We start from the raw sequence: 25,790 nt of genomic DNA, 5'->3' as shown, positions 1-25,790 counted from the left end.
CCCTGGAAGACGAGCTGGGCGTGCACCTGTTCCGGCGCACGGCCAAGGGCATGGAACTGACGCCGGCCGGCCGCCAGTTGTTGGACAAGGCCGCCACAATCCTGGAGACGGCGGAGTCCCTGACCCGGGAGGCAGCCTCCCTGCGGGACGAGGTGCGCGGCGTGCTGCGCGTGAGCGTGAACACAGATTTCAGCTACCTGCGTCTGGCTTCCATCGGCCGCCGGCTCGCGGCGCGCTGGCCGGAGCTGGAGGTGCATTATCTGCTCACACAATCGCACCTCACGCCGGGCCTGGTGCAATCCGGCGAGGTGGACCTGGGCTTTTTGTTCGGCAACTGGAGCCACAAGGCGTCCGAGGACATGCGTTTTGTGGAGCTGGACACCACGCCCCTGCGTATTATTGGTCCTGTGGACTGGACAGAGCAGCTGGCCAAGGCGGACCTGCAGGAGATCATGCACCTGCCATGGATCACCAACCCCACCACCTGCCCGCATTTTGAGGTGACGCGCCGCGTGTTCGCGGAGCACAACCTGTCGCCCAAGGTGGCCGGGGTCACGGATTCGGAAGATGTGCTGGTGGAGCTGGCCTCCCAGGGCATGGGCGTCACCGTGGTCAAGGAGTCGGACGCCCTCACGCATGCCGCGGCCGGGCGGGTGTGCATGTGGCCGCATGTGTTTTCCACCCTGCCCTTGTCTCTGGCGGTGCTCTCCCAACGCATGCAGGAGCCCGCGCCCAAGGCGTTCCTTGACGAAGCCATTGCCGTGTGGAAGGAAGAAGCGCCCGCCACGCCGCATTCTTCCTGCGCGCGGTAGGCGGCGGCACGACGGACGCCGGGGCCGGGGAGCCGTTGTACCGCAAGACCGCGCCTGTCATGGCGCACAGGATGTTCCCGCATGCCCATCACACACGATGGCCTCTCCCTTGCGACCATGCACCTGGAGACGACGCGTCGCCAGACAGCCAGCCGCATCACCGCCTTGCTGGCCTCGGCCCCGCCCGCCGTGGCCCGGGCCTGCCTGGATCTCATCCTGGCCCTGCGCACCTCGCAGGATGCCCTGCAAGGCTCCCCCACCCTGGACCAGCCCCACAAGCCCGTACAGACCTGGGAAGAGCTGCTGGGACTGCTCTCGGACATGGTCCGGCGCATGGCTGCGGTCAAGGCCGGGACCATGTCCCGCTATCGGAGCAAAACCCGGGACGTGGCGGCCCTTTCCCGCCGGTTTGATGTCTTGCGGGCTGCCCACGAAGAAGCCCTGCTCATGCTGGAGCTGGCCTATGAGCTCATCAATGCCGGCGATGAGTTCCTGGCTCCCGAAGAACTGCTCAAGGAAAGCGCCCTCATCCTCCTGCTGGAGCTGGAAGCGGATCTGTACGTCTGCCGTCTCAAACAGGAGGGCGGCGCCTGGACCAATGTGGCCACGGACTCCCTGACCCTGCACTCCACGCCGCTGTTTGTGCGGGATCTGGAAGAGACGCACCCCCACCACCCCGTGATGCGCGCCGTGCATGCCGACGCGGGCACGTGGTTCGTGGTGTCCGATGACCTGCGCGCCTCGGAGATGGGCGGCGAATCCTTCGACTGCATCCCGTACAAGGAAGGCTTCCGCTCCCGCCTGGCCTTCATTCTCCGGGAAGCCAACGGCGATCCCTTCGGCCTCATCATGCTGTACTCGCGCCGGCTGCACTATTTCGACAAGTACCAGACCACATTTCTGGCGGATTGCGCACGCATCGTCTCCCTGACCGTGGGCCGACGCCAGCAAGCCGGCCGCAACGCCCTGGCCAAGGCTGCCGGCGGCATGGCCCACGTGGGCAACAACGCCCTGGCCATCCTCAAGGATTCCGTTGGGTTGATGATGGACGAAGCCGCGCTGCTCAAAAAAGCCCGCAAGGAAGCCATCGACGCGGCAGACGCCGCCCTGACCTCCGCAGCCCCCAGCAATGTGCCTGCCGCGTTTTATCGGGCCGTGGAACGGCTGCTCGCCATCACCGAATCCATGGATCTGGACCGCCACGCGCGGCACCTGCAACAGATCAACGCCGCGGCGGATCGTCTGACCGGGGCCATCATCACGCTGGAGCACTCGGTCGAAAATCCCCGGTTTGCGCCCTTCACCCTGGGGCAGGAGTTTCTGGATCTGGACCCCGTGCTGCCCCCGCCGCCCTGTTGCAAAAAGGGGTAGCGCACGCTACGTTGGAAGATCCCCGACCAGATGGTTACCCTACAATCCGCTCCACCCGGCCGCCGCGCCCGACCACATAGGCCCGATGCCGCCAGCGCATGGTGCGGGTGGCGGCGGAACGCAGAAAACACCAGCAGGCCAGAGGCAGCGCCAAGCCGCAGGCCACACACCAGGGCCAGACCGGGGGCCGCATGGGCAGCAGGCCGGCCAGGGCGCGGATGACCAGCAGCAGACCGGCCAGAAATCCCAGCGCCGGCACGCCAAGGGCCGCCGGGACCGCGCCAAGCAGCACGCCCGCCCCTCCCAGCACGGCAGTGCAGAGAATGCCCGTCAGCACGAAAAGGCCCAGGCCGATGCCCACCCAGGTGCCGGGCATGATGAACCGCGGATAGGCCAGTTGTCGGGTGAGCCAGGCTGTCCAGCCGCTCCAGGACTGCGCCAGCGGCGTGAGCAGACAGGCGGCCGGCGCAAAGGCCAGGGGCTCGCGGCGCTGCACCAGCCGCGCCGCCAGGGACACGTCGTCCACCACATTCTCCCCCCACAGGGCAGCCACTCGCAGGTCGTCGAAGGCGGCGCGGGTCATGGCCATGGCTCCGCCCCAGGGCTGGCGCAGCCGCGGCACGGTCTGGAAGGCGTGCAGCGCCAGCACCACCACGGCCTGGCCCAGCGTGCCCAGGCGGGCATCTTCCGGGACCACCAGATGGTACCCCGCAGCCACCCGGGCACGCCCGCACAGCAGGGGTTCCAGCAGACTGGCCAGAAAATTCGGCGCCGCCGTGTGGGAGGCGTCGCAGAAGGCGAAGACCCGCACGGTGTCGTCCACCGTGGCCAGGGCGGCGAGCTGGTTATGGGTCTTCTGGCCGCAGACCTGGGCCGGGCCGGCCAGCACGTGCCGGGCGTGGGGATGCTCCCGACTGAGCCGCCGGGCCAGGGCCGTGGCGGGATCGGCCTCGTCCTGGGTGACGAATACCACTTCATGCTCCGGGTAGTCCTGGGCCAGCAGGGAGGCCAGGGCCGGCGCCATGTGCGGAGACTCTCCGGTCATGGGGACGACAAGCGTCGCACGGGGCGGCCGGCGTGCGGGCCAGGCCGGCAGATGCCTGGCCGCCCGGGCCGGATGGCCTGCGGGAACCGTCAGGCGGCCCAGCAGCCAGATCCCGGCCAGCACGGCCAGGGCCAGGCCGAACACCAGCATCGCAACTCCCCACCACGTCAACATCCAGACATGCATAGGCGCCTCCTGACTGCCGTGAGTACGGCATTCCCCCTGCCAACTCAAGCCGTTGCCCATCGCCTGCCCCTTGGCCCGGCCCTTGCTACGATCCCGTGTCAGGTTCTGCAACCCGCCTCGGCGCAACCGCCGGGCACTGGAGCACATCGCCGTGGCCCCATTTCGGTTTTCACTGCAACGCGTGCTGGACATCCGCCAGCAGCAGGAGGAGCAGGCCCGGCTGGAGGTCGCCCAGGCCCAGACCCGCTATCAGCGTCAGGTGGCGGTGACCGAGGCCACCAGAACCAGGTTGACCGATCACAAGGAAGCCTGGCTCAAGCAGTGCCAACAGGGCGTCAACAAACATGAATTCTGGTTGAATAGAACCTATGCCGTAAGCCTGGAACGCGATGTGCAAGCAGCCGAAGCAGAAATGCTTCAACTCGCCAGGGAGCTCAACGCAAAACGACGCGTGCTCGTTGAACGGGCCAAGGCCACAAAGCTATTGGAAAAACTGAAACTCCGGCAGGGAATGCGCCATGCGGAAGAAGAACAGCTCCAGGAACGCAAGCAGCTCGACGAAACAGCAACCATCCGGTACCGGCCAGCGGATTTCTAAGGTCATTCATCTGCTGTTGCTGGCCACCGTGGCCAAAACCGCCGTGCTCGGCAGCATGCTGGTGCCAACCGCCCCGCCCACCTCGGAGCCTGTTTCGGCTGTGGGCGTCCGGGCCAGCATCTCCCACGAATTCATCGCCCCGGCCTTTGCCCAGCAGCCGCAGCAACCTGCCGCGCAATCCGCAGGGGAGCAGCAGGCCGATGCCATGGCCGGCCTGCGGGAACGCCGCGAGGAGCTGGAACGCCGCGAGCTGGCCCTGAAAACCCTGGAGCAGCAGCTCGATGCCAAGCTGGCCCAGCTGCAGGAAATGCAGGGCAAAGTTGAGCAGATGCTCGCCGAAGCCAAGGAAACCCGCGACGCCAAGCTGCGCCACCTCATCGACGTGTACACCAACATGAAGGCCAAGCAGGCCGCCGCCGTCATCGAAACCCTCAATGAAGACATCGCCGTCAAAATTTTGGCTGGCATGCGCGGCAGGCAGGCTGGCGAAATCCTGACCTATGTGCAGGCGGAAAAGGCGGCCAAACTCTCCGAGCAGTTGACCAGGATGCAGGTGCCGTTCTAGAGTGCATTTTCGTTGAAGCAAGAGATGTTCGGGAGGGGAAGCCGCTTGCAAAAGTGGCTCCCCTCGAACTTTTTTGTGCAGCCTCAATCCCCCACGCTGTATGGAACAGGAAACCCGCCGACTCAAACTCACCCTGGCCTACAACGGCGCCAGGTTTCAAGGCTGGCAGCTGCAGGCGCCCACCCTGCACGGCAAGCCGCAGCGCACCATACAGGGCGCACTGGAAGACGCGGTGCAGACGGTGTGCGAAACCCACCTTCGCGTCCACGGCTCCAGCCGCACCGATGCCGGCGTGCACGCCCTGGGGCAGGTCTGCCATCTGGACATCCCGGCCGGCAAATGGCGTGTGGATTGGCAACAGGCCCTGAACGGCCTGCTGCCCCGCGAAGTGCAGGTGCTGGATGCCGCCTGGGTGGACCGGGCCTTTCACGCCCGGTTCGATGCCATCTCCAAGCGCTACGCCTACCGCTTCTGGCTCTCGCGACGCTATGTGCTGCCCCAGCGCCGGCCCTACGTCTGGACCACCGATCCCCTGGACCCGGCGCGCATGGACGCCGCGGCCCGGCATTTTGTGGGCGAGCACGACTTTGCCGCCTTCACCAACGCCGGCAGCGACATCAAGGGCACCGTGCGCACGGTGACGCGGCTGGAGCGCGCACCAGTCTGTTGCAACCACGAGCTGGAGCACGTCTGGCACATCGAAGCCACGGGATTTCTGAAACAAATGGTGCGCAACATCATGGGATGCCTGCGGGAGGTCGGCCGCGGCAAGCTGGATCCGGACGCCGTGCCCGAACTGCTGGCCGGCCGGGAGCGGACCAAGGCCCCCTGCTGCGCCCCGGCCCAGGGCCTGACCCTGGAAGAAATCTTCTTCCGCCAGCCCCTCAGCTCGACTGATCCAGCAGCGACCCCGAATCCTTGAGCACCAGATCCAGCAAGAGATCCGACACCGTGGCCGTGGGCGTCTGCCTGCGGGCCTCCACGGCCTGGTCCAGCAATCCGGACTGGGACTTGAGCCGCTCGGCCTGGTAGGTCAGGCTCTCCTGGCGGGAGGCGTACATGTCCTGGACGGCGCTCACCTCGGAATGCAGGCTGCTCAGCAGGGCATTTTGATCGGCCCGGGTGGTGTCGTTGGCCAGGTCGGCTCCCGAGAGTCCGGCAAAATTCAGGCTGTCGACCGCCTGAAACTGGACGTTGAAGCCGCCATTCTTGAACGCCTGGACATGCACCGCACCGCTGGAGCTGATCTGCTCGGTGCCCCATTGGGTGCTGTCCAGCATGTGGATGCCATTGTACTCGGTATTGCTGATGTAGCCGAGCACCTTGGTCTTCAGGTCGTTGTAATTGTCCCTGACGATGGTGCTGGTCTTGTCCAGCGCGCCCGAGTTGATGTCTGCAATAATGCCCTGCATCTCCTCCAGCGCGCTCTGGATGCCCGCCACGCCCTCCTCGGCGATGCCGACCATGGAGGCCGCCTCGGTGACGTTGCGCGAATTCTGCATGGTGGTGCGGGAATCGGCGCGCAAGCTGCCGGTGATGGCTTCGTCATACGGATTGGTGAGGGGCTGCACGGGCTGCCGGGACAGGACCATATCCCGCAGGGAGCGGCCCACCGACCCGTTCTGGAACAGCGCGTTGGTCAACAGATCCTGCTGCAGCATCTGCAGGGACGTGTCGTAGATAAGATACTGTTCCGCTTTGGAGAGAGCCATATCCGACTCCATGCAAGGATTTAAGATGCTGGCTGTACGGACCATATCGGCCAAGAAGCGACTGTTCTTTAGGGTGCGCTGCAAAAATATTCGGAGGGAAGCCCTGCGCTGGCGAACGGCTCTTCCCCCGAACCCCCTTTTCAAAGACTTTTGTTATGATTACAAAGTATTATAAAAATTTTGGAAGGGGAGAGCGCGAGAGGGGAGAACCTTTTGCAAAAAGGTTTTCCCCTCTCGCAACGTCCTGTTTCAACATTAAGATGCCCTAGTATGCAAACGGCGGCTCCATGCGCATTTCGCCGATGAAGGGCATGGCTGGCGTCTCGATGGACTGGGCCTCCTCCACCACAAAGACATAGCCCGGCGCCACCACCGCCACAAACACCCCTTCGAACTGCGGTGATGCCTGCATCTGCTCGGCCATGGCCTCGGAAACGGGCCGCAGCCGGCCCAGCAGGCGCACCCAGCGGCCATCCGGCGGTGGCAGCCTGGTTCCTTCCACCCGAAACCCCACCCCCACGGCGTCTGCCAGACAGCAGACAATCTGCAGCCGCAGCAGCACCCCCGGAGCCAAGCCTTCGGGATCCGGCAGCAGCATGCCTTGCAGGGCAAAGCGGGCCTCGGCGTCAGGTGGGGGATCGCTTTCGGTCAGCAGATACAGCTCGGCCAGGTTCAGGGGCAGGTAGTCGCGGCCGTCGTAGGTGAAGGCGGCGGGAGTGTCCGCCGCGGGCAGGCGATCCAGGGAATCGGCCTCTTGCGGCCGCAAGCCCCGCTGCCCCGCCACGCCCAGGGCGATGGTCAGCAGCAGGCAGGCCATGCCCCGCCAATGGGGCCGCGGCAGGGGGTGCAGCATGAGCAGCATCCCGAAAAACACGCACACAAAGGCGGAGCCGGCCAGCAGGATGCGGAACCGCGGATGCAGGAAGAGCCAGGAATCCCCGGTCATAAGCAGCCGCAGGCACCAACCGCCCATGGCCAGAAACACCGCCGCCTCCAGCCGGCCGCCCAGACGCTGCAGCAGGGCGCTCATGGCTGGCCTCCAAGGGGGGCAAGCAGCCCCAGCGCCAGGGATAGTATCGCCACCAGCAGAAACGGCAGCACCGTGAGTACCGTGGCCACCCGCGGATGAAAAGTGGCCCAGAACATGGGCAGCAGCTTCAGGTCCATCATGGGTCCGATGACCGTGAACGCCGCCAGGGCCGGCCAGGGGAAGGAAGAGAAGCTCGCTGCCACGAAGGCGTCCGCCTCAGAGCAGATGGACAGCAGCACGGCCAGGCTCATCATGCCCAGCACCGCCAGGGGCAGGTTGCCGGACAGGGACTGAACCACCGAACCCGGCACAAAACTGCGGAAGGCCGCCGCGGCCAGGGCCCCCAGCACCAGGAACTGGCTCATGGCGATGAATTCCCGCGAGGCAGACCGCGCAATGCGCGCCCACACGGGCAGGGGCTCGCCGCCAGCATCGTGGCTGCAGCCGTCGTGATGATCATGCCCGCAGCCGCAGCCGCACATGGCAGCCGGGCTGTTGCCCCTGTGGGCGCGCAGGGCCACGGTGGGCGGGATGCCGGCCAGCACCGCGGCGGTGCAGCCAGCCGTAACCAGGGTCATGCCCAGGCGCGCGGCCAGCAGGGTCCAGTCCCCCTTGAAGGCGAACCAGGTGGAGGCGATGACCACCGGATTGACCACCGGCCCGGCCAGCAGATAGGCGAAGGCCGCGCCCGAGGGCACGCCCCGACCCAACAGACGGCGCACCACGGGCACCACGCCGCATTCGCAGGTGGGCAGCAGCACCCCGGCGAACAGGCCGGCGCAAATGCTGCCGGCCCGGCTGGACGGCACGTACTTTGCCACGCGTTCAGGAGTAAGCCAGACATCCACGCAGGCGCCGAGGATGGACCCGGCGAGCAGGAAGGGCATGGCCTCCAGCACAATGGCTGCGGCCTGGGCACAGAACAGGACGATGTCGAAGGATGCGGCGGAGAGCATGCCCGCGTCTGTGGCACGAAGCCGCGATCAAGGCAAGCCCCGGGGCGCGGCCGGCGGAGATGAGGGCAAGGTATCTTTGAAAGGAGTTCTCGGGGGAAAACCTTTCTGAAGAAAGGTTCTTCCGCCTTCTGAGAAGTGCCCCCTTTCCAAAGACTTTTTATGGTGATTCAAGGTCACTCTCAAAGTTTTGGAAGGGGAGAGCGCGAGAGGGGAGAACCTTTTGCAAAAGGTTTCCCCTCTCGCAATGTCCTTTCTCAAGGTTAAAACGCTTTAACCCTCGTCGTCCGACACCACGCGATTGCGGCCGGTCTGCTTGGCCCGGTACAGGGCCATGTCGGCCCGGCGCAGGGCATCCTGGAGCACCAGATCAATGGAGCCCGGCCCATGCGCCGCCACGGTGTCCAGGCTTTCCAACAGGCACTCGGCCACGCCGAAACTCATGGTCATGGGCACGCGGGTGTCGTCCACATACAGGGAGGCGTCGGCGATGGCCAGACGCAGCCGCTCGGCCAGTTCGGCCCCCTGGGCCAGGCCGGCGTTGGGAGCCAGGACGACGAATTCCTCCCCGCCAAAGCGCGCCACAATGTCCGACCCGCGACAGATGTAGCGCAAGGTGTCCGCCACCTGGCGCAGGGCGTCGTCCCCCACCTTGTGGCCCCAGGTGTCGTTGATGCGCTTGAAGTGGTCCACGTCGGCCATGATGCAGGCGCAGGGCGCACCGCCGCGCAGGCACACGTCCACGATGCGGGCCCCCTCGGCCAGCAGGTGCCGTCGGTTGAACAGTCCCGTGAGCTGGTCCGTGATGGCCACCCGCTTGAGGGTTTCCATGCTCTCGCCCACCATCTCCTGCATGCGGCAGAAGGCCTCGGTGAGGGTGCGCACCTCCCAGAGGGACGTTTCCCTGGTGCCTGGAAACGGACAGACGCTGGCGAACTGGCCGGTGGCCATGTCTTTGGCCATCTCGGCCAGCTGATGCATGGGCCGCTCCAGGGACCGGATGAGCCGGAGCAAAAAGGGCGTGATCACCGCCAGCGTCAACAGGCCGCCTGCCAGGGCCGTGAGCAGGAAAGCGGAGTATTCGGTCAGCACTTCGGACAGGGGAAGTTGCCCGGCCAGGACCCAGGTATCGTTGTTGAGCGCAAGGGCCGCACCAAGGGCCTGCTCGCCTCGGGCGTTGGTCGTGGCGACGGCCCCGGCCTTGGTCAACGCCCGCTGCAGGTCATCTTTCAGAAAAAACGTGGCGTTCTGTGCATCTTCCTGGCCCACGTGCCATGCGCCATGGCTGTCCAGCAGGGCCACGCTGCCATGGCGGCCCACCCTGAGGGTGCGCAACAGGGCATCCACCGTGGTCATGCGCACGGGGGTCATAACCACGCCTTTGAACTCGCCGGCGATGGCCACCGGCGCGGAGACGATGAGGATAGGTTTGCCCGAAGTGCGGCCGATGAGAATGTCCGACACAAACGCCCTGCCCTGCATGCCGGCCCGAAAATAGTCACGGTCCTTGGCATTGATGCGCTTGTCCGAGCCAGTGTCCACCATGTTGAAGCCGTCCGCATCCAGGAACACCACGCCGGTCACGTCGTCATGCGTGGCGGCGTATTGGGCAAACACATGGCGCATGGCCGGGAAATCCTGGCGCTCCACCACGGGCAGGGTAGCCAGGAAGGCCACGTCGCGTTGGCGCTCCTCCATCCAACGTTCGATGAAGCCTTTGTCGTACTCCAGCACGTGGTGCAGGGTCTCGTAGGCCCTGTCCTTCAGATAAGAGAGGGCATAGACGGCGAAAAAGCCCAGGCCGAGCGTCGGCGGCAGCAGGATGAGCGCAAGGCTCAGCAGCCGCAGCCGGCTCTTGATGGTGTTTCCCTGGAGTAATACGCGCATGGCATGGAGGGGTTTTGGTGCAGAAAGGATATCCATGCCATGATTCTTCTCAGATTTCAAACAAGTCCTTGCGGTGTGCGCCTGTGGCGGACGCCCGGCTGGGCGCAAAAAAACCGGGGGAAGCGGAAGTGGTTCCGCTCCCCCCGGCATGGAAGGCAATCCGGACTACGTCAGAATTGCTTAGGCGTAGGCAGAATCGTTCCGGCGCGGCTGGCGGGAGTCCTGGCCAGTGCGGCTGGTGCGCTGGGGTTGGCCGGGGCGTGGCCCGGCACGGCGGGCGTCACCGCTGCGGTCGGCCGCGGCACGGCGAGGCTCGGGCCGGCGGTCTTCCGTCTGGAGTCTGCCCTGGTCCTGGCGGGGGGCGTTGGCCACCAGACAATCGCACTGCGGGAAGACTCCGCGTTCGATGCAGCAGCCCAGGGCGCGTTCGATGTCGCGCATGAGCCGGCGGTCGCTGCTCGTCATCAGGGTGACGGCCATGCCGGAGCGCTCGGCGCGGCCGGTGCGGCCGATGCGGTGCGTGTAGGCTTCCGCAGTGTCCGGCGGATCGAAGTTGATGACGTGGCTGACGCTCTTGCAGTCGATGCCGCGGGCGGCGATGTCCGTGGCCACCAGGACGCGGTACTTGCCGCTCTTGAAGCCGGACATGGCTTCCTGGCGCTTGTTCTGGGACATGTTGCCCTGCAGCGAGGTCACGGTCAGGCCCTTGCCACCCAGCTTGAGCGCCAGGGACTTGGCCCGGTGCTTGGTGCGGGTGAAGACGATGACGCTTTCGGCGTCTTCCTGCTTGAGCATGGTTTCCAGCACGGCCAGCTTGAGGCCGTCTTCCACGGGATACACCGTGTGCGACACGCTGGCTGCGGGCGCAGTGTTGGAGACCTTAATCATCTGCGGCTTGGTCATCATGCCCTCGGCCAGGGTGCGGATCTGGGCCGGCATGGTGGCGGAGAACAGCAGCGTCTGGCGATTCGTGGGCAGCTTGGCCAGAATGGCCTTGATGGCCGGCAGGAAGCCCATGTCCAGCATGGTGTCGGCTTCGTCGAGCACCAGGGCGTCCACATTGGAGAGATCTGCCAGGCGCTGATCCATGAGATCCAGCAGCCGGCCGGGGCAGGCCACGCACACGGAGGCCCGGCGCAGGGCTTTCACCTGGCCAAACTGGCTCACGCCGCCGATGACGGCCGCGCTGCGGTAGCCGGTGTGGCGGCCCAGGGCCGTCCAGTCCTGTTGAATCTGCACCGCCAGCTCCCGGGTGGGGGCCAGCACCAGGGTGCGGATGGGACCTTCTTTTCTGGCCCCGGAAGCGATCATGCGCTGCAACAGCGGCAGCACGAAGGCGGCGGTTTTGCCGGTGCCGGTCTGGGCCAGACCGATGACGTCGTGCCCTTCGAGCAGGACGGGAATGGCCTGGGCCTGGATGGGCGTAGCCGTGGCGTAGCCGGCATCGCGGACGCCAGCCATGATTTGCGCATTAAGCGCAAATGCTTCAAAATTCACAAAAAGCTCCTACGTTGGAGAAGAAAAGGCGCCGCCGGCGTGACAACGAGCAGCGCAGCCGCAAGGCGGCTTGTGTGGGGTCGGACTCTGAAAACGAGAATCTGTCGTGGCGGGGATGCGCCGGCCGGGGAGGCGTCGAGAGAGGGGCTCGTATCCAATCACGCAGAGCCAAATGACAATACGCGTTTTTTTCAAAAAGGCAAGCACAATGTTTGCATGGGCAAATTTTTTACGCCCTCTTTGCACGCCGGGCGCGCCATCAATGTTGGCGACTCCAGGGCAAATCACCTGTGTCGCAAGGGAGTTGTGCGGGGGAAGATCCTGCTGCAAGGAAGATGTTCCCCCGACGACTCTTTTCGAGAATCCCGAGTCCCGGTGTTGCGTCCTCAAAATACGTGTGCGTACAAGCAACCCCAGGAACAGGCCCAGAGGCTACATCGCGCAGTCCGCTTCTTTGGTGGAGCCGGGACCAGCCAGCGGGCGGAAGCATTTTTTGGTGGCCCGGCAGATGGGGCAGAACCAGTCTTCGGGCAGGTCTTCGAAGGTGGTTCCCGGCGGGATTTTCTTGCGCTTGTCGCCTTTGTCCGGATCGTAGATGTAGCCGCAGTTCACGGTCTGGCATTGCCACATGTCTTCGGGTCTGGCCATGCGATCCCCCTTGTGTGCATGCAGTAAATTACCCCGGGCAGGCCGGGACGAGTCTCCCTTCCTACCAGGGGAGGAGCGGAAGTCAAGCCGACGCAACAACATTGCACGCCACGCCGCCGCCCCGGCACACGGGGTGGACATGCATTGTCTCAGCCGCACAAACAGGATATGGTGGCGGCCTTCACACGTTCAAGGAATAACACATGCCTAAAACTATTCAAGAAATCAACGCAAAGATCAAGGCCGGCAAGGCCGTGGTCCTGGATGCCGAAGAGATGGTCCAGGCCGTGCGGGACATGGGCGTCAAACAGGCGGCGGAAAAGGTGGATGTGGTGACCACCGGCACCTTCTCCCCCATGTGCTCCTCGGGCATGCTCTTCAACTTTGGCCAGGAGCCGCCCACCATCAAGGCGTCGTCCGTCAGCCTGAACAGCATCCCGGCCTATGGCGGCCTGGCTGCTGTGGATGCGTACCTGGGCGCCACCGAGCTGCCCAAGGACGACCCGCTGAACAAGGTCTACCCCGGCCAGTTCAAATACGGCGGCGGGCACGTGATCGAGGATCTGGTGGCCGGCAAGGCCGTGCGCCTCAAGGCCAAAGGCTACGGCACGGACTGCTACCCCCGTCGCGAGCTGGAAAAGCAGGTCACCCTGGCCGACCTGCCCTACGCTCAGCTGCTCAACCCCCGCAACGGCTATCAGAGCTACAACGTGGCTGTGAACCTGGGGGGCAAGATCATTTACACGTACATGGGCCCCATCAAGGCCAAGCTGCGCAACGCCAACTACGCCACGGCCGGCTGCCTCTCGCCCCTGTTCAACGATCCGCTGTTCAAGACCATCGGCCTTGGCACCAAGATCTTCCTGGGCGGCGGCGTGGGCTGGGTGCTTGGTGCAGGCACGCAGCACAACCCCGCACCCAAGCGCACGGAACGGGGCATCCCCCTTTCCGCCGCAGGCACCCTGATGGTTCGCGGCGACATGAAAGGCATGCAGGCGCGCTATCTGCGCGGGGTCTCCTTTGTGGGCTACGGCTGCTCCCTGGCCGTGGGGCTGGGCATCCCCATCCCCATCCTCAACGAGGAGATGGCCTTCTACACCAGCGTGAGCGACGACGACATCCCCATGCCCGTGAAGGACTATTCCCACGACTATCCCCAGGGCGTGCCCCGGGTGCTCAAGCACGTGACCTACGCCGAACTCAAGGCCGGCAGCATCGAGGTGGACGGCAAGCAGGTGCCCACCGTGCCCCTGACGAGCTGGGTGCGCTCCAAGGAAATCGCCCAGACCCTCAAACAATGGATCCAGGGCGGGCAGTTCACCCTCACCGAAGCGCAGGAGTTGCTGCCGGCGGGATAATGCAGGAACACACGCTGGACCATTTGCTGCAGCAGCTGCGGGAGGTGCTTTCCCGGCGCACTCCCGCGCTGCTGGCCTGCTCCGGAGGCCTGGATTCCCGGCTGCTGGCGCATCTGTCCCGCCTGTGGGATCTGGACGTGGACGCCGTGTTCGTCACCGGCCCGCACCTGACCCCTCACGAAATCGCCTGGGCCAGGGACTGGATATCCCGGCGCGGCCTGCGGCTGCACGTGCTGCCCTTCAATCCCCTGCACGACGAACGCGCCCGCCAGAACCAGCGCGACCGCTGCTACCACTGCAAGCGGGCCATCTTCACCCGCGTCAGACTTCTGGCGGCAGATCTGGACCGGCCCCACGTGCTGGACGGCACCAACGCCTCCGACACCCGGGAATACCGCCCCGGCCGCGCCGCCCTGGAAGAATTCGGCGTGGCCAGCCCCCTGGCCCTGGCCGGCCTGACCAAGGACCACATACGCCAGGCCGCCAAAGTCACAAATCTGGACTGGCCGGACCAGCCCTCGCGCTCCTGCCTCATGACCCGCCTGGACTACGGCCTGGCCCCCACCGAATCCATGCTGGCCCGTCTGGCCCTGGCCGAAGACGCCCTGACCCGCCTGGGGTTGCGGGACTTCCGGCTGCGGGTGTCCCTGTCGCCGCCGCAGGAAGGCCCGCCACGGCCGCAGTACACCCTGCACATTGCCCAGGCGGAACAAACGCGCTGGCTGGATATCCGGGCCCGGGGCGTGGCCACCTTGCGGATGGAAGGATTCTTCCCGTGCAAGGTGCGCCTGGAAGGGCAGGTGAGCGGCCACTTTGACCGGCCGGCGCCGCCGGTGCTGAAGAATTCTGCTGGACAGGACGGCGACGCCTAGGCTATGCAACTTTCTTTTGAAATCATCATCCGAGATCCACAAAGGAGCACCCATGGGCGCCCACAAGAAAATTGAACGCAAAAAAGAAATCGACCGCCGCCGCCACCGCCGCAAGGAACGGCTGAAGGAACGCATCCGCGAAGCCAAGGCCGCCGCGGCCAAGGGCAAGGCGTAATCCGGCCGCAGCGCGTGCTGCCCGGCTGGCCCGGTTCGTGCATCGTCCCCTCCCATGAGGATCGGGCGGTTGCCGAGAATTGACAATCTCGTGCAGGCTGCTTAGAGGTTCTCCCCTGAGCAAAGGTTTTTGATTGGAGGGAGTCATGCCAATTTACGAATACCGTTGTCAGGATTGCGAGCAGATTTTCGAAGAGTGGCAGAAGGATTTCAAGGAGCGCGAAGTGTCCTGCCCGGTGTGCAACGCCAGGGCGGAACGGCTCATTTCCAGCACGTCCTTCATTCTGAAGGGTACCGGCTGGTACGTGACCGACTACTGCAAGCGCTCTGAATCCGGCGGGGCCTCGGCATCCTCTGGTGGGAACAGCGCCAAGAGCGCCGCGACCTCCGATGCCGCCGCACCGGCGCCTGCTGCAGCGCCTGCGACCCCTGCCGCGCCCGCCGCTTCTGCCGCCACGGCATCTGCTGCGACGGCGGACTAGCGCCGCCGTCATCCACACAGTCCTTTTCGGGCCGCGACTGCCGTTCGTGCTGCCGCGGCCCGAGCTTTTCCCGGAGTCCATCCCATGCTCGACCGCTACAGCCGCCCGGTGATGCGCAATCTCTGGTCCCCGGCCGCCCGCCTGCAGGCCTGGCTCCAGGTGGAACTGGCCGTATGCGAGGCCTGGCACGCCGCCGGCGTCATCCCTGCCGAGGCCATGGCCGAGATCCGCGCCACGACCGCCTTCGACATCGACCAGCCCTTTGTTGATCGCGTGCTGGAAATCGAGGAAACCACCCGGCACGATGTCATCGCCTTCCTGTCCGCCCTGGAAGAGCGTGTGGGACCGACCGCCCGCTTCATCCACCTGGGCTGCACCTCCTCCGACATCGTGGACACGGCTAACGCCGTGCAACTGGCCCAGGCCGGCACGGTGCTGGACCAGGGCTTCCAGCGCATCCTGGGCGTGCTCAAGCACATGGCCCTCACGCACAAGGGCGTGCTCTGCATGGGCCGCACCCACGGCGTGCATGCCGAACCCACCTCCTTCGGGCTGAAGATGGCCGGGTTCTATGCAGAATTTTCCCGCCACTACGAGCGCTTTTGCCAGGCGCTGGAACAGATCAAGGTCGGCAAGCTCTCCGGAGCCGTGGGCACCTACACCCACCTGAGCCCCGAGATCGAGGCCGACGCCTGCGCCCGCCTGGGCCTGGGGGTGGATCCCGTGTCCACACAGATCGTCCAGCGCGACCGCTACGCCCAGTTCTTCACCGCCCTGGCCCTTGCCGCCGGCGGCGTGGAGCGGCTGTGCGTGGAGCTGCGGCACCTGCAGCGCACCGAAGTGCTGGAGGTGGAGGAAGGCTTCGCCAAGGGGCAGAAAGGCTCCTCGGCCATGCCGCACAAGAAGAACCCCATCAGCGCGGAGAACATGAGCGGTCTGGCCCGCGTGCTGCGCGGCAACGCCCTGGCGGCCATGGAAAACATGGCCCTGTGGCACGAACGCGACATCAGCCATTCCAGCGTGGAGCGCATCATCATGCCGGACTCCACCAGCCTGCTGGATTACATCCTGCACCGCCTGAGCGGCGTGCTGGAGCGGCTGGTGGTGCGCAGTGACAACATGCTGCGCAACATGGAGGCCTCCTTCGGCCTGCATTTCTCCCAGAAAGTGCTGACTGCCCTCATCGAAAGCGGCCTGCCCCGGCAGGAGGCCTATGCCATGGTCCAGAAAAGCGCCATGCAGAGCTGGGAAACGCGCACCAGCTTCCCGGCCCTGATACGGCAGGATCCGGCCGTGACGGCCCGGCTTTCCGCCGAGACCCTGGACGCCCTGTTCGACCCCGCCGCCTGTCTGACCCATGAAGCCGCCGTGTTCGCACGCGTGTTTGGAGCCTAGCATGACCGCCGCCTCCATGCAGGATCTCAAGGGCCGCCTGGCCCGCCTGCTGATCCAGAAATCCTACAAGGAAGGGGACTTCACCCTCACCTCCGGCCGCAAGTCCGACTATTATTTCGACTGCAAGCAGACCGCCCTGCACCCCGAAGGGGCGTACCTGCTGGGCCGGCTCTTCCTGCATCTGCTCCACAACGAGCCCGTGGACGCCGTGGCCGGCATGACCCTGGGGGCAGACCCCCTGGTCACCGCCGTCAGCCTGGCCTCCTACCTGGCCTGCGAAGGCACCCTGCCCGATCCCGCCCCGGCCGCACCCTGGCCGGCCTGCATCATCCGCAAACAAAGCAAAGGCCATGGCACCAACCAGTATCTGGAAGGCTTGGCCAACCTGCCCGCCGGCTGTCGCGTGGCCCTGCTGGAAGATGTGGTGACAACCGGCGGCACGCTGGTCACCTCCATCCAGCGCGTGCAGGATGCCGGCTTCACCGTGAGCGTGGTGGCCACGGTCTTGGATCGCGAAGAAGGCGGCCGCGAGCACCTGGAGCGCTCCGGGTTTTCCCTGAAGGCCCTGTTCACCCGCAATGAATTGAAGGCCTTGGGCCTGGCCTGACGCCGGGCGCGCCGCCCTGCGCCCTCCGGCTGCCAACCTCCCGCCGCAGTTGACATTTCCTGGTCGTTTGCGATAGGAGGTATGCATGGCGCAATGGGTGGTGCGGCATGGGGATGTGACGCAAGACGATAGGTAGTGATTCCAGGACATTCGCCAGTCACCCCCAGTGTCATGCGGCATGACCCTGCCGAACACCAGCCTTGGAGCATCGAAGCACGGCAACCGTGCGCGGTGTCCTGGCTTGTGGCGGCACCAAGAGTCGGCTCTGCAAATTGGCCCTGAGGGGTGGCCAATGTGGGGGAAGATGCACGCATCGTTATTGAGAGCAGGAACATTGTGCGGTCGCTCCATGGCCATGATCCGGCAAACGCTGCAAGGCGTGCCGGGTCTTTGTGCGTTCGCACTGGCGGCGCTGTTCCTTGCGGCGGCCCCCGCAATCGGGCACGCCCAGGGACGCATCGTGGGGCAGGTGGTGCAGTCCGGAATGCCTTCCGGCGACGCGGTGCTGGCAACCAGCATCCCGTCGGGCACCTCGCAAGGATGGCTGGCCCAGTTTGCCGGCAACCCGGCCGGCCCGCCGCAATTTTTGGCCGTGAACAAGCAGGCTCAGGAACTGTACGTCTTTGAGCAGAAAAGCCCCCTGGCCATGGTGGAAAAGATCACCTGCACCACTGGCGAGCGCGAGGGCGACAAGCTCGTGGAAGGCGACCTGCGCACCCCGGAAGGCGTGTACTTCATCCAGCAACGCCTCAGTGCCGGCCTCGACTACAAAGACTACGGCACCCTGGCCCACACCCTCAATTATCCCAACCCCGTGGACCGTCTCAAGGGCAAGACCGGCGGCGGCATCTGGATCCATGGCCGCGGCCACCAGATCACCCCGCGCGAGACAAAAGGCTGCGTGGCCCTGAACAACGACGCCATCCTGGAGCTGGACAAGCGTCTCTCCCGCAACCTGCCCGTGCTCATCGCCCACAACGTGGACTGGCGGCCCGAAGACACCAATTTCGCCGAGTCCGAAACCCTGGTCCGGCTGGTGGAAGACTGGACCCGGGCCTGGGAATCGCGCTCCGACACCTTCTTTGACTTCTTCGACGCGGAAAAATTCTCCAAATCCGGCGACGAAAGCTTCCAGGCCTTCAAGGCCCACAAGGCCAATCTGTTCAAAAATCTGCCCTGGCTCCAGGTCCGTTCCCACAATATCCACGCCCTGCCCGGGCCGGATTACTGGGTCACGTGGTTCGAGCAGTATTACCGCTCCCCCTCCCTCTCCAGCGGCGGCATCAAGCGGCTCTACTGGATGAAGGACGCCACCGGCAACTGGCGCGTGGTGGGGAACGAATGGGTGGATGCGGACCAGGAATCCCTGCGCGGCATGGAGGCCCGGTACCTGCTGGACTCCCTGCAGCAGGTGCGCGAGCTGGTGGACGCCTGGCGCGACAGCTGGCTGAAGGCCGACCTGGATCGCTACATGGCCTTCTACGGCAACGCCGCCAGCCAGGGCGGGCGCTACGGCAAGCGCGCCATCCAGGATCACAAACTCGCCATCTGGACCGACAAGCGGCCCACCAGGGTCGAATTCGGCGCCTTGGACGTCAAGCTGCATCCCCAGGGTCTGGTGGTGGGATTCTCCCAGGAGTACGAAGACGCCAAGGGCTACAAGGACAAAGGGTTCAAGACGCTGGTGATGCAACCCCGCGGTAACGGCTGGGAGATCCTTTCCGAGGATTGGCAGGCCATGTAGCGGGCAGCGTTTCTCCATTATGGCTTCCAAAACGTACAATGTCATCCTCATGCGGGATGACGCGCATGTGAGAAGACTGCGCCTCAAGCCCATCTGGCTCAAGCTCGCGGCGTATTTGCTCTCGTGCGTGGTGCTCCTTGCCGCCCTCGCCAGTTGGCTCTCCTTCCAGTTCTGGACCCAAAACGAGGCACTGCTGGACGAAGTGGCGGGCCTGCAGCAGCAAGCCCACGAAAATGCCGTGGAACTGCAGCGGCTGCAGAACATGGAGCGCATGCTCAAGGCCGCGGATCCCCTGGGCCAGCAGCCGGTGCTGGAAACCCTGACCCAAGGCTCGCAAAATCAATCCGCTCCCTCGGGGGTGGATCTCAATGCACTGCTGGGCGAAAAGAATACCGGGCGCGCCGTCGTCAAAAAGGTTGCGCTCACGCAGGGCGACCTCACCTGGAAGCTCTCCTTCGAGCTGTCCAACGCCGAGCCGCAACGCGCCCTGGAAGGCCTCTATCTCGTGCAATTGGTGGGCACGGACGCCAAGCATCACGATGTCAGCCTGGACAAGGAGCAGCTCCAGTTCCAGATCCAGCGCTTCAAGCGCATTGAAATCGAGTTTTCGCCGCCGCCGGACCTCCTGCCCACCGACATTTTCGGCCTCCGGTTGACCATCGACCAGCTCGGTGGCCCCACCCTCTTCTCCAAGGTCTGGCAAATCTCCTCCATTTTGCAGGTTTCCTGAGCCGGGCGCATCCGGCGCTACGGGCAATGCGAGCAACACGGGCGACGCATGGCGATCTTTTTTTCCTTTCCCCTGCGGGCCATTGCGCTGGAACCGGACTGGCCGGCCGCCTTCGCGGCCCGGTCCCGGACGCTTTCGCAGGCCCTGGGCCGCGATGTCTGCGTTGGCCCTGAATTCACCTTCGATTGCACCACCCTGCAAACCCGGCCCGCCGCCTGGTTCACCGCCCTGGGCCGGACCCTGCGCCGCCTGGGCCTGCCCTGCACCGTGCACCTGCCCTTCTGGGACCTGCACCCCGCCAGCCTGGACGACAACATCCTGCGCGCCACCCGCAAGACCCTGGCCCTGGCCGTGGATCGGGCCCTGCGCCTGCAGCCGGCGCACATGGTGGGGCACGTGTCCTTCCTGCGTTACGTCCACCAGCTCGAATACACAGAGTTTCTGGACCGCAGCCAGGCCACTTGGCAGCCCCTGGCAGCCGCAATCCAGGACCGGGAGCGCCCCCTGCTCCTGGAGAACACCCACGACGAATCCCCCCAGGTGCTGGCCGACGTGCTGGGCCGGCTGAACGACGCCAACAACGACGCCGACAACGATGCCAACAGGGGCGCCTGCGGCGTCTGTTTCGACGTGGGGCACTGGAGCTGCTTCAACGGCGGCCTGCGCAAAAAGGATCTGCCCCACTGGCTGGACGTGCTGGGGCCATGGATCCGCGCCTGCCACGTGCACGACAACGACGGGTCCGGCGATCAGCACCTTGCCCCGGGCTGGGGCGGCATCCCCTTTGGGTTGTTCTTTGCCGAGTTGGACCGCAGGAAGATCGCGCCAACCATTGTCCTTGAAGCCCATGGCCAGGATGCGCTACAAGGAGCCATGCAGTTTCTGGAAACCGCGGACGGCCCCTGGCAGCGGAACTTCTGAATCCAAGGCCGCCGCGTTCCAGCCCGCCCGGCGACGCGTCAGGCAAAGGCGGCGTGATGGAAGCATTGGAGCGCAGAGCGCTGGCGGCGCACGGTCGCAACAGGCCGCGGCGGCGCTGGCGCATCGTCCTGGGAATTCTCGGCGGGCTGGTGCTCCTGGCCCTGGCGGCGGCCCTCTTCTGGCTGCGCCCGGAATCCACCACCCCCACGCCCCGGGAGCATGCCGAGCTGCTGGCCGTGTTCGGCGGCAACGCCACTCCGGGTCCCCCCCGGCACACGGGCCTGGTGCGGCGCTCCTTCCACCTGCCCATGCGCGATGGCGTGGATATCGCCGTGGATCTGCACCTCCCCGCCACGCTGAAAGCCGACGAGACCGTTCCCGTCGTCCTGCTGCCCACGCGCTACTGGCGACGCTGGAACCTGCGCTGGCCGGCCTCGGCCCTCAGGGATGCCCCCCTGGCCACGCGCATGCTGGTGGACTACGGCTATGCCGTATTAAGCATCGACGCTCGCGGCACCGGCGCATCCTTCGGGGTGCAGAACTACCCCTGGTCCCGCGATGAGATCGAAGACTACCTCGAAGTGCTGGACTGGGCCGTGCAGCAGCCCTGGAGCAACGGCCGGGCCGGCGTCTCCGGCGTCTCCTATGGCGGCACCTGCGCCGAACGCATGGCCGCCGCAGGCCATCCGGCCCTCAAGGCCGCCATCATCCAGTTTGGGTTGTACGATGTCTTTACGGACGTCGCCTATCCCGGCGGCGTGTTCAACTCCGGATTCGTGGGCCGCTGGGGCCGGTTCAATCAGGCCCTGGACAACGGGACCCTGCCGCAGTTCATGCCCTGGTTCGCCCGTGCCTTCGTGCTCGGCCCCGCCCCGGTGGATGGTCCGCAAGGGCGGCAAAAGCTGGCCCTGGCCGCCCGCGAACACGAGGCCAATGCCGACATCTACCTGGCGGCAGCCGGCGCGGCGGCGCGCGATCAGACCGCCGTGACCGAGCGTGGTGTGGCCGTAGCCATGGACGATTTCAGCCCCCATGTGGCCTGGAAGCGCCCCTCCCGCGCCCCGCGGCCGGCGGTGTACGCCTGGGGCGGCTGGTTCGATGGCGCCTATGCCGCCTCCCTGCTGCGGCGGCTGTGCGAGGTGGACGTGGAACAGCGCGCGGTGCTCGGTCCCTGGAACCACGGCGCCACCCAGGACACCGATCCCTTTGCCCCGGCCGATGCCCCGGCCTCCCCCTCTGCTCGCGTACAACTTCTTGAGCAAATTAGATTTTTTGACTGGTATTTGAAGGATCTCGGCGAAAAGCCCGCGCCCGGGCTGCGGTATCGGCGGCTTGGGGAGCAGGCATGGCTGCAGGCCCAGGGCTGGCCGCCCCGCCCGATGACGGATCTGAACTTCCGCCTGGAGCACGACGCCAGCCTGCAGCCCGGACCGGCGACCCTGCCGGTGGCAGGCACGGGTCGCGTGCTGGCGCAGAGCCCTGCGCCCACCGGCGCGCAAAACCGCTGGCGCACACAACTGGGCCGAAGTGACGTGATCTATCCAGACATGGGCGCGCAACCCGGCCAGCCGGGCCGCCTCTCCTGGACCTCCGCGCCGCTGGAGCAGGGCCTGATCCTGGAAGGCACGCCCCTTGTGCGCACGGCCGTCGCCGTGAACGCCACGGATCTGAGCCTGTTCGCGTACCTTGAAGCCGTCTCCCCGGACGGCAAGGCGCACATGCTCAGCGAAGGGCTCTTGCGGGCCCTGCACCGCAGCGAAATCACCCCCCTGCCCGCCGTCCGATGCGAAGGCGTGCCGGCCCTGCATTCCTTCACCCGGGACGCCATGGCCCTGCTGGAACCCGAAACGCCGACGGTCATGGCCGTGCCGCTGCTGCCCACGGCGGCCTCGGTGCCCCAAGGCTGGCGGCTGCGGCTGACGCTGACCACCTGCGACACCGGGCAGTTCACCTGCCTGCCCTACGAGAGCAACCCGGACGTGACCATCCTGCCCGGCGGCACCCTGCGCCTGCCGGTGCCGGAATCAGCAGAACCGCCCAAGTAAGCCAGATTTCTCTGGAAAAGAGTTTTCGGGGGGAACCCTTTCTGGCGAAAGGGTTCCCCCCGACCCCCCCCTCCCAAAGACTTTTCTTAAAATTACCGAATACTATCAAAGTTTTTGAAGGAGCGAGAGAGGGAAGAACCTGTTGCAACAAGATTTCCCCTCTCGCACGGCCCTTTTTCACGTGTCCTTTTCTCTCGAATGCCCCCTGCTCATCCCGCGATGCGCAGCCGCTTCCACTCCAGCACCAGATGCAGGAGCGTGCGGGTGGCGAAACCCGTGCCGCCGGCGGGGCAATCGGGCGCGGCCTTGGTCTTGAAGGCCGGGCCGGCAATGTCCAGATGGACCCACGGCACCCCGTCGGGCACAAACTGCTTGAGGAACAGCGCCGCGTTCACCGAGCCGCCCATGCGCGTGCCCACGTTCTTCATGTCTGCCACGTCGCTCTTGAGTTCCTCGAAATAAAAGTCCCACAGGGGCATGGGCCACAGCAAATCCCCCACGGGCATGGCCAGCCGCTGGATGGCCGCGGCCAGCAGGGGGCGGTTGCCGTAAATGGCGGCCACGTGATCCCCCAGGGCCACCACGGCCGCGCCGGTGAGGGTGGCCACGTCGATGATTGCCTCGGGCTGGAAGCGGCCGGCGTAGGCCAGGGCATCGCAGAGGAGCAGCCGGCCTTCGGCGTCGGTGTTGATGATCTCCACCGTTTTGCCGGCCAGGGTCTTGACCACATCGCCGGGCCGCACGGCCAGGGGGCCGGGCATGTTGTCCGTGGCCGGGATGATGGCCACCACACGCTGGGACGCCTTGAGCTCGCCCAGGGCCTTGAGGCAACCCAGGATGGCGGCCGCGCCGGCCATGTCGCCCTTCATCTGCTCCATGTTCAGCGCCGGCTTGAGGGAGATGCCGCCGGTGTCGAAAGTCACGCCCTTGCCCACCAGCACCAGGGGCGCGGCGTGGGACTGTCCCGCAGGCTTGCGCCCGCCGTGCGTATCCAGCACCAGCAGCCGGGCATGGTCGGGGTTGGCCTGGAACACGGCGGCGAATGCGCCCATGCCCAGCTCCAGCACCTCGCCGGCGGTGTACACATCCAGGCCGAAGCCATATTCCGCGGCCAGGGTGCGGGCGGTGTCTTCCAGATAGGCCGGCGTGGCCAGATTGGCCGGCGTGTTCACCAGATCCCGGGCCAGCCAGAGCCCGGCCCCACCGGCCAAGCCCCGGGACAACGCCTTGTGCAGCGGACTTCCGGGACCGGGCAGGGGATCATCCGCTGCCAGCCGCAGGTCCGGCATGGGTCCCTGGTCCTTGGGCTTGGATTTGAGGGCCGTGTATGCATACAGCCCGCCCAGGGCGCCGGCCACCAGCTCCTCCACCAGGACGGGCAGATCCACGTCAGCCAGGGCGGCCAGGGGCTCCAGGGCCGGCAGATGCAGGCGCACGGTGCCCGCGCGCAGCTCCCGGCATCGGGTCAGGGCCGCGCCCATGGCCTTGCGCGCCAGGGCCAGGCAGGACCAGGTGTCCTTGCAGGCGGCGGTGTCGCCCAAGCCGACCAGGACCACCCGATCCACTGGCCGCTCCCCCTCCGCAGGGCCATACAGCACCGTGGTGGACAACGCCTCCCCGGAACAATCGTCCCAGGCGGCATGCCCTGACAGCCAGGGCAGCAGCGCACACAGCGTCTCCTTGCCAAGCAGCCGATCCGGCGAGCGCCGATCCTCTTCCGACTGGGCGACAAACGCCACATGCACATCGCCCGGGTGCCGGGCCTGAAGCGGGGTGAAGGAAATATCCATGCAGTCTCCTTGTGAGAACGAACTTCGCGTCTTGCCTCAGTATCGTTCCCGCAGGCCGAAGACAATGCTTTTTGGAATTGCCCCCACAGCGGCCTCAAGATTTGGCGGCCACTGCCGATCTGTTACTACAAGCAACAAGGTGCACTGCCATGGAACTGACAGGACTTGCCGGCGGCTATTCGGCCTTCACCCTCGGCTCCGCCACATCCAACGCCCGATTCGGGACCCTTTCTTCCCCTGGCAGCCAGAGCGGCCTGGGCGAGACCTTTGGGCAGGCCGTGGTCCTGCAACTGCAATCCACCCTGGGCAAGGATGATGCGCAGGCCGGCTCCCTGGCCACAGCCCTGGGCGAGTCCATGGACTCCCTGCGCGCCCAGTTTGGCGACCAGACCGCCCAGGCTGCCATGGCCATGGTGGCCAAACGCCTGGACCAGCCCGCCGAGGGCACCCCGCTGACGGAAGAGCAGTTCAGCCGCGGCCTGCTGGAGGCTGTGCGCCTGGTGGACAAAAGCTACGGCTTTGCCGCCGGCGACGAGGTGATGCGCCAGTTCAACGGCGATCTCAACGACGCCATCAATGCCTATTTCGACAACGGCCTCAAGGAACGTTTCTTCGCCACGGCCGTGGGCGAGGCGCAGGACGCCGCCGCCACCCCCCTCACCGTGAGCGCGAGCCAGATGCAGACGGCGCAGCAAGAGGCCGCCGCCTCGCCCACGGAATCGCTGCTGGAGGCCATGCGGGAAGATCTGGAAGCCTTTCTGGCAGATCCGCCGTCGGATATGGACGACCCCACCGCCGCGGCCCTGCAGTCTGGCGCGGCGCAGTATGCCGCCCTGGCGGCGTCGGCCGGGGGCGTATCCTCCACGCTCTCCATGATGGTCTGATCCTCCGCTTCAGCCGTCGCCTTCCCCTGGACTTTCACCGCGCCTTCGCGGTAGGCTTCGGGCGCATTCCCCGCACTTCTTCATCTTTTCCGGGAGGCCCCATGCCCTTTGTCCAGATTTCCATGTTGGAAGGCACCTCTGCCGAGTACCGCAAGACCCTCGGCGACATCGTCCATCAGGCCATGGTGGAGACCATCAACATCCCGCCCCTGGACCGCTTCCAGACCATCCGCGAGTTCTCCAGGGAAAACTTCCTGTGCACCCCGGAATATCTGGGCATCCAGTACAGCGAACAGTTCATGATCATCCACATCACCCTCAATGAAGGCCGCAGCCTGGAAATGAAGCAGGCCTTGTACAAAACCGTGGCCGAACGCGTGAGCGCCGCCCTGGGCATCTCGCCCGCGGACATCATGATCGGCCTGACCGAAGTGAAGAAGGAAAACTGGTCCTTCGGCAACGGCATCGCCCAGTACGCCTGATC

The 25,790-nt window shown here is 65.6% G+C and carries 25 protein-coding genes (1 of these 25 cut by a window edge); 17 read left to right on the top strand and 8 right to left on the bottom strand.

The features are described from left to right. Together DGI_RS05585 and DGI_RS05580 are read left to right on the top strand one after the other, a co-directional pair. Nucleotides 1-812 carry the 3' portion of a LysR family transcriptional regulator gene (locus DGI_RS05585; protein ID WP_027193164.1) on the top strand. It extends 115 nt beyond the left edge of the window, so only the last 812 of its 927 coding nucleotides appear in the window; its start codon lies beyond the left edge, outside the window; it ends in the stop codon at nucleotides 810-812. An 81-nt stretch (nucleotides 813-893) separates the two neighbouring features. Beyond that, nucleotides 894-2,183 carry a hypothetical protein gene (locus DGI_RS05580; RefSeq protein WP_021759809.1) on the top strand — a complete coding sequence of 430 codons (1,290 nt, stop codon included), beginning with the start codon at nucleotides 894-896 and terminating at the stop codon, nucleotides 2,181-2,183. Nucleotides 2,184-2,217: 34 nt separating this feature from the next. On the opposite strand, the gene DGI_RS05575 is transcribed toward DGI_RS05580, so the two are convergent. Next, the gene (locus tag DGI_RS05575) at nucleotides 2,218-3,414 is read right to left on the bottom strand and encodes a glycosyltransferase (RefSeq protein ID WP_158407293.1); all 1,197 of its coding nucleotides are present in this window, start codon (nucleotides 3,412-3,414) and stop codon (nucleotides 2,218-2,220) included. A gap of 151 nt (nucleotides 3,415-3,565) precedes the next feature. Here DGI_RS05575 and fliJ point away from each other — a divergent pair, with 151 nt between their 5' ends. The 3 genes from fliJ (at nucleotide 3,566) to truA (ending at nucleotide 5,499) form a co-directional block, all read left to right on the top strand. Next, on the top strand, nucleotides 3,566-4,012 hold the full coding sequence (gene fliJ, locus DGI_RS05570) for a flagellar export protein FliJ (RefSeq protein ID WP_021759807.1): 447 nt from the start codon (nucleotides 3,566-3,568) through the stop codon (nucleotides 4,010-4,012). Continuing rightward, nucleotides 3,933-4,577 carry a MotE family protein gene (locus DGI_RS05565; protein WP_021759806.1) on the top strand — a complete coding sequence of 215 codons (645 nt, stop codon included), beginning with the start codon at nucleotides 3,933-3,935 and terminating at the stop codon, nucleotides 4,575-4,577. Before fliJ ends, DGI_RS05565 begins: the two co-directional genes overlap by 80 nt. Before the next feature lie 100 nt (nucleotides 4,578-4,677). Then, entirely contained in the window at nucleotides 4,678-5,499 is an 822-nt protein-coding gene (gene truA, locus DGI_RS05560; RefSeq protein ID WP_021759805.1) for a tRNA pseudouridine(38-40) synthase TruA, read from the top strand. Here truA and DGI_RS05555 read toward each other — a convergent pair. The 6 genes from DGI_RS05555 to DGI_RS05530 form a co-directional block, all read right to left on the bottom strand. After that, nucleotides 5,462-6,289 carry a flagellin N-terminal helical domain-containing protein gene (locus tag DGI_RS05555; protein WP_021759804.1) on the bottom strand — a complete coding sequence of 276 codons (828 nt, stop codon included), beginning with the start codon at nucleotides 6,287-6,289 and terminating at the stop codon, nucleotides 5,462-5,464. The genes truA and DGI_RS05555 overlap by 38 nt on opposite strands. Nucleotides 6,290-6,554: 265 nt before the next feature. After that, nucleotides 6,555-7,319 carry a hypothetical protein gene (locus DGI_RS05550; protein WP_021759802.1) on the bottom strand — a complete coding sequence of 255 codons (765 nt, stop codon included), beginning with the start codon at nucleotides 7,317-7,319 and terminating at the stop codon, nucleotides 6,555-6,557. Beyond that, nucleotides 7,316-8,275, bottom strand: a complete 960-nt coding sequence (locus DGI_RS05545; protein ID WP_021759801.1) for a permease — start codon at nucleotides 8,273-8,275, stop codon at nucleotides 7,316-7,318. The genes DGI_RS05550 and DGI_RS05545 overlap by 4 nt, the downstream gene beginning before the upstream one ends. A 270-nt stretch (nucleotides 8,276-8,545) precedes the next feature. Further along, nucleotides 8,546-10,195: a sensor domain-containing diguanylate cyclase gene (locus DGI_RS16995; RefSeq protein ID WP_158407292.1), complete on the bottom strand. Its 1,650-nt coding sequence runs from the start codon at nucleotides 10,193-10,195 to the stop codon at nucleotides 8,546-8,548. Nucleotides 10,196-10,339: 144 nt separating this feature from the next. Further along, complete coding sequence (locus tag DGI_RS05535) at nucleotides 10,340-11,620, bottom strand: DEAD/DEAH box helicase (RefSeq protein ID WP_235619948.1); 1,281 nt, start codon at nucleotides 11,618-11,620, stop codon at nucleotides 10,340-10,342. Nucleotides 11,621-12,088: 468 nt separating this feature from the next. After that, on the bottom strand, nucleotides 12,089-12,304 hold the full coding sequence (locus DGI_RS05530) for a rubredoxin (protein ID WP_021759797.1): 216 nt from the start codon (nucleotides 12,302-12,304) through the stop codon (nucleotides 12,089-12,091). A 203-nt stretch (nucleotides 12,305-12,507) separates the two neighbouring features. Here DGI_RS05530 and DGI_RS05525 point away from each other — a divergent pair, with 203 nt between their 5' ends. From DGI_RS05525 to DGI_RS05485, 10 genes are all read left to right on the top strand, one after another. Next, nucleotides 12,508-13,662, top strand: a complete 1,155-nt coding sequence (locus tag DGI_RS05525) for a homocysteine biosynthesis protein (protein WP_021759796.1) — start codon at nucleotides 12,508-12,510, stop codon at nucleotides 13,660-13,662. Beyond that, on the top strand, nucleotides 13,662-14,534 hold the full coding sequence (locus DGI_RS05520) for an adenine nucleotide alpha-hydrolase family protein (protein ID WP_021759795.1): 873 nt from the start codon (nucleotides 13,662-13,664) through the stop codon (nucleotides 14,532-14,534). The genes DGI_RS05525 and DGI_RS05520 overlap by 1 nt, the downstream gene beginning before the upstream one ends. 52 nt (nucleotides 14,535-14,586) lie before the next feature. Beyond that, on the top strand, nucleotides 14,587-14,709 hold the full coding sequence (locus tag DGI_RS19400) for a hypothetical protein (RefSeq protein WP_021759794.1): 123 nt from the start codon (nucleotides 14,587-14,589) through the stop codon (nucleotides 14,707-14,709). Nucleotides 14,710-14,854: 145 nt separating this feature from the next. Continuing rightward, nucleotides 14,855-15,190 (top strand): FmdB family zinc ribbon protein, encoded by a 336-nt coding sequence (locus tag DGI_RS05515; RefSeq protein ID WP_021759793.1) that lies wholly within the window; start codon nucleotides 14,855-14,857, stop codon nucleotides 15,188-15,190. 84 nt (nucleotides 15,191-15,274) lie between these two features. Further along, a complete protein-coding gene (gene purB, locus DGI_RS05510) occupies nucleotides 15,275-16,585 on the top strand; it encodes an adenylosuccinate lyase (protein WP_021759792.1) in 1,311 nt (436 codons plus the stop codon). Between the two features lie 16 nt (nucleotides 16,586-16,601). Next, nucleotides 16,602-17,192 carry an orotate phosphoribosyltransferase gene (gene pyrE, locus DGI_RS05505; protein ID WP_021759791.1) on the top strand — a complete coding sequence of 197 codons (591 nt, stop codon included), beginning with the start codon at nucleotides 16,602-16,604 and terminating at the stop codon, nucleotides 17,190-17,192. Between the two features lie 334 nt (nucleotides 17,193-17,526). Continuing rightward, nucleotides 17,527-18,936 (top strand): L,D-transpeptidase family protein, encoded by a 1,410-nt coding sequence (locus DGI_RS05500; RefSeq protein ID WP_158407291.1) that lies wholly within the window; start codon nucleotides 17,527-17,529, stop codon nucleotides 18,934-18,936. A gap of 19 nt (nucleotides 18,937-18,955) precedes the next feature. Then, entirely contained in the window at nucleotides 18,956-19,666 is a 711-nt protein-coding gene (locus tag DGI_RS05495; protein WP_021759789.1) for a hypothetical protein, read from the top strand. Nucleotides 19,667-19,714: 48 nt separating this feature from the next. Then, entirely contained in the window at nucleotides 19,715-20,587 is an 873-nt protein-coding gene (locus DGI_RS05490) for a sugar phosphate isomerase/epimerase family protein (RefSeq protein ID WP_021759788.1), read from the top strand. A 56-nt stretch (nucleotides 20,588-20,643) separates the two neighbouring features. Continuing rightward, on the top strand, nucleotides 20,644-22,632 hold the full coding sequence (locus tag DGI_RS05485; RefSeq protein WP_051286567.1) for a CocE/NonD family hydrolase: 1,989 nt from the start codon (nucleotides 20,644-20,646) through the stop codon (nucleotides 22,630-22,632). Nucleotides 22,633-22,841: 209 nt separating this feature from the next. Here the strand turns inward: DGI_RS05485 and DGI_RS05480 are convergent, their stop codons facing one another. Then, entirely contained in the window at nucleotides 22,842-24,422 is a 1,581-nt protein-coding gene (locus DGI_RS05480; protein ID WP_021759786.1) for a leucyl aminopeptidase family protein, read from the bottom strand. 149 nt (nucleotides 24,423-24,571) lie between these two features. Here DGI_RS05480 and DGI_RS16990 point away from each other — a divergent pair, with 149 nt between their 5' ends. After that, nucleotides 24,572-25,306: a hypothetical protein gene (locus tag DGI_RS16990; protein WP_021759785.1), complete on the top strand. Its 735-nt coding sequence runs from the start codon at nucleotides 24,572-24,574 to the stop codon at nucleotides 25,304-25,306. Nucleotides 25,307-25,407: 101 nt separating this feature from the next. Then, nucleotides 25,408-25,788 (top strand): tautomerase family protein, encoded by a 381-nt coding sequence (locus tag DGI_RS05470; RefSeq protein WP_021759784.1) that lies wholly within the window; start codon nucleotides 25,408-25,410, stop codon nucleotides 25,786-25,788. The last annotated feature ends 2 nt before the right edge of the window (nucleotides 25,789-25,790 follow it).

It is taken from the genome of Megalodesulfovibrio gigas DSM 1382 = ATCC 19364, assembly GCF_000468495.1.
In the GTDB taxonomy this organism is placed as follows: Bacteria; Desulfobacterota; Desulfovibrionia; order Desulfovibrionales; family Desulfovibrionaceae; genus Megalodesulfovibrio; species Megalodesulfovibrio gigas.
The sequence above is the reverse complement of the archived record's forward strand: the minus strand, read 5'-3'. Positions and strand labels throughout refer to the sequence as shown.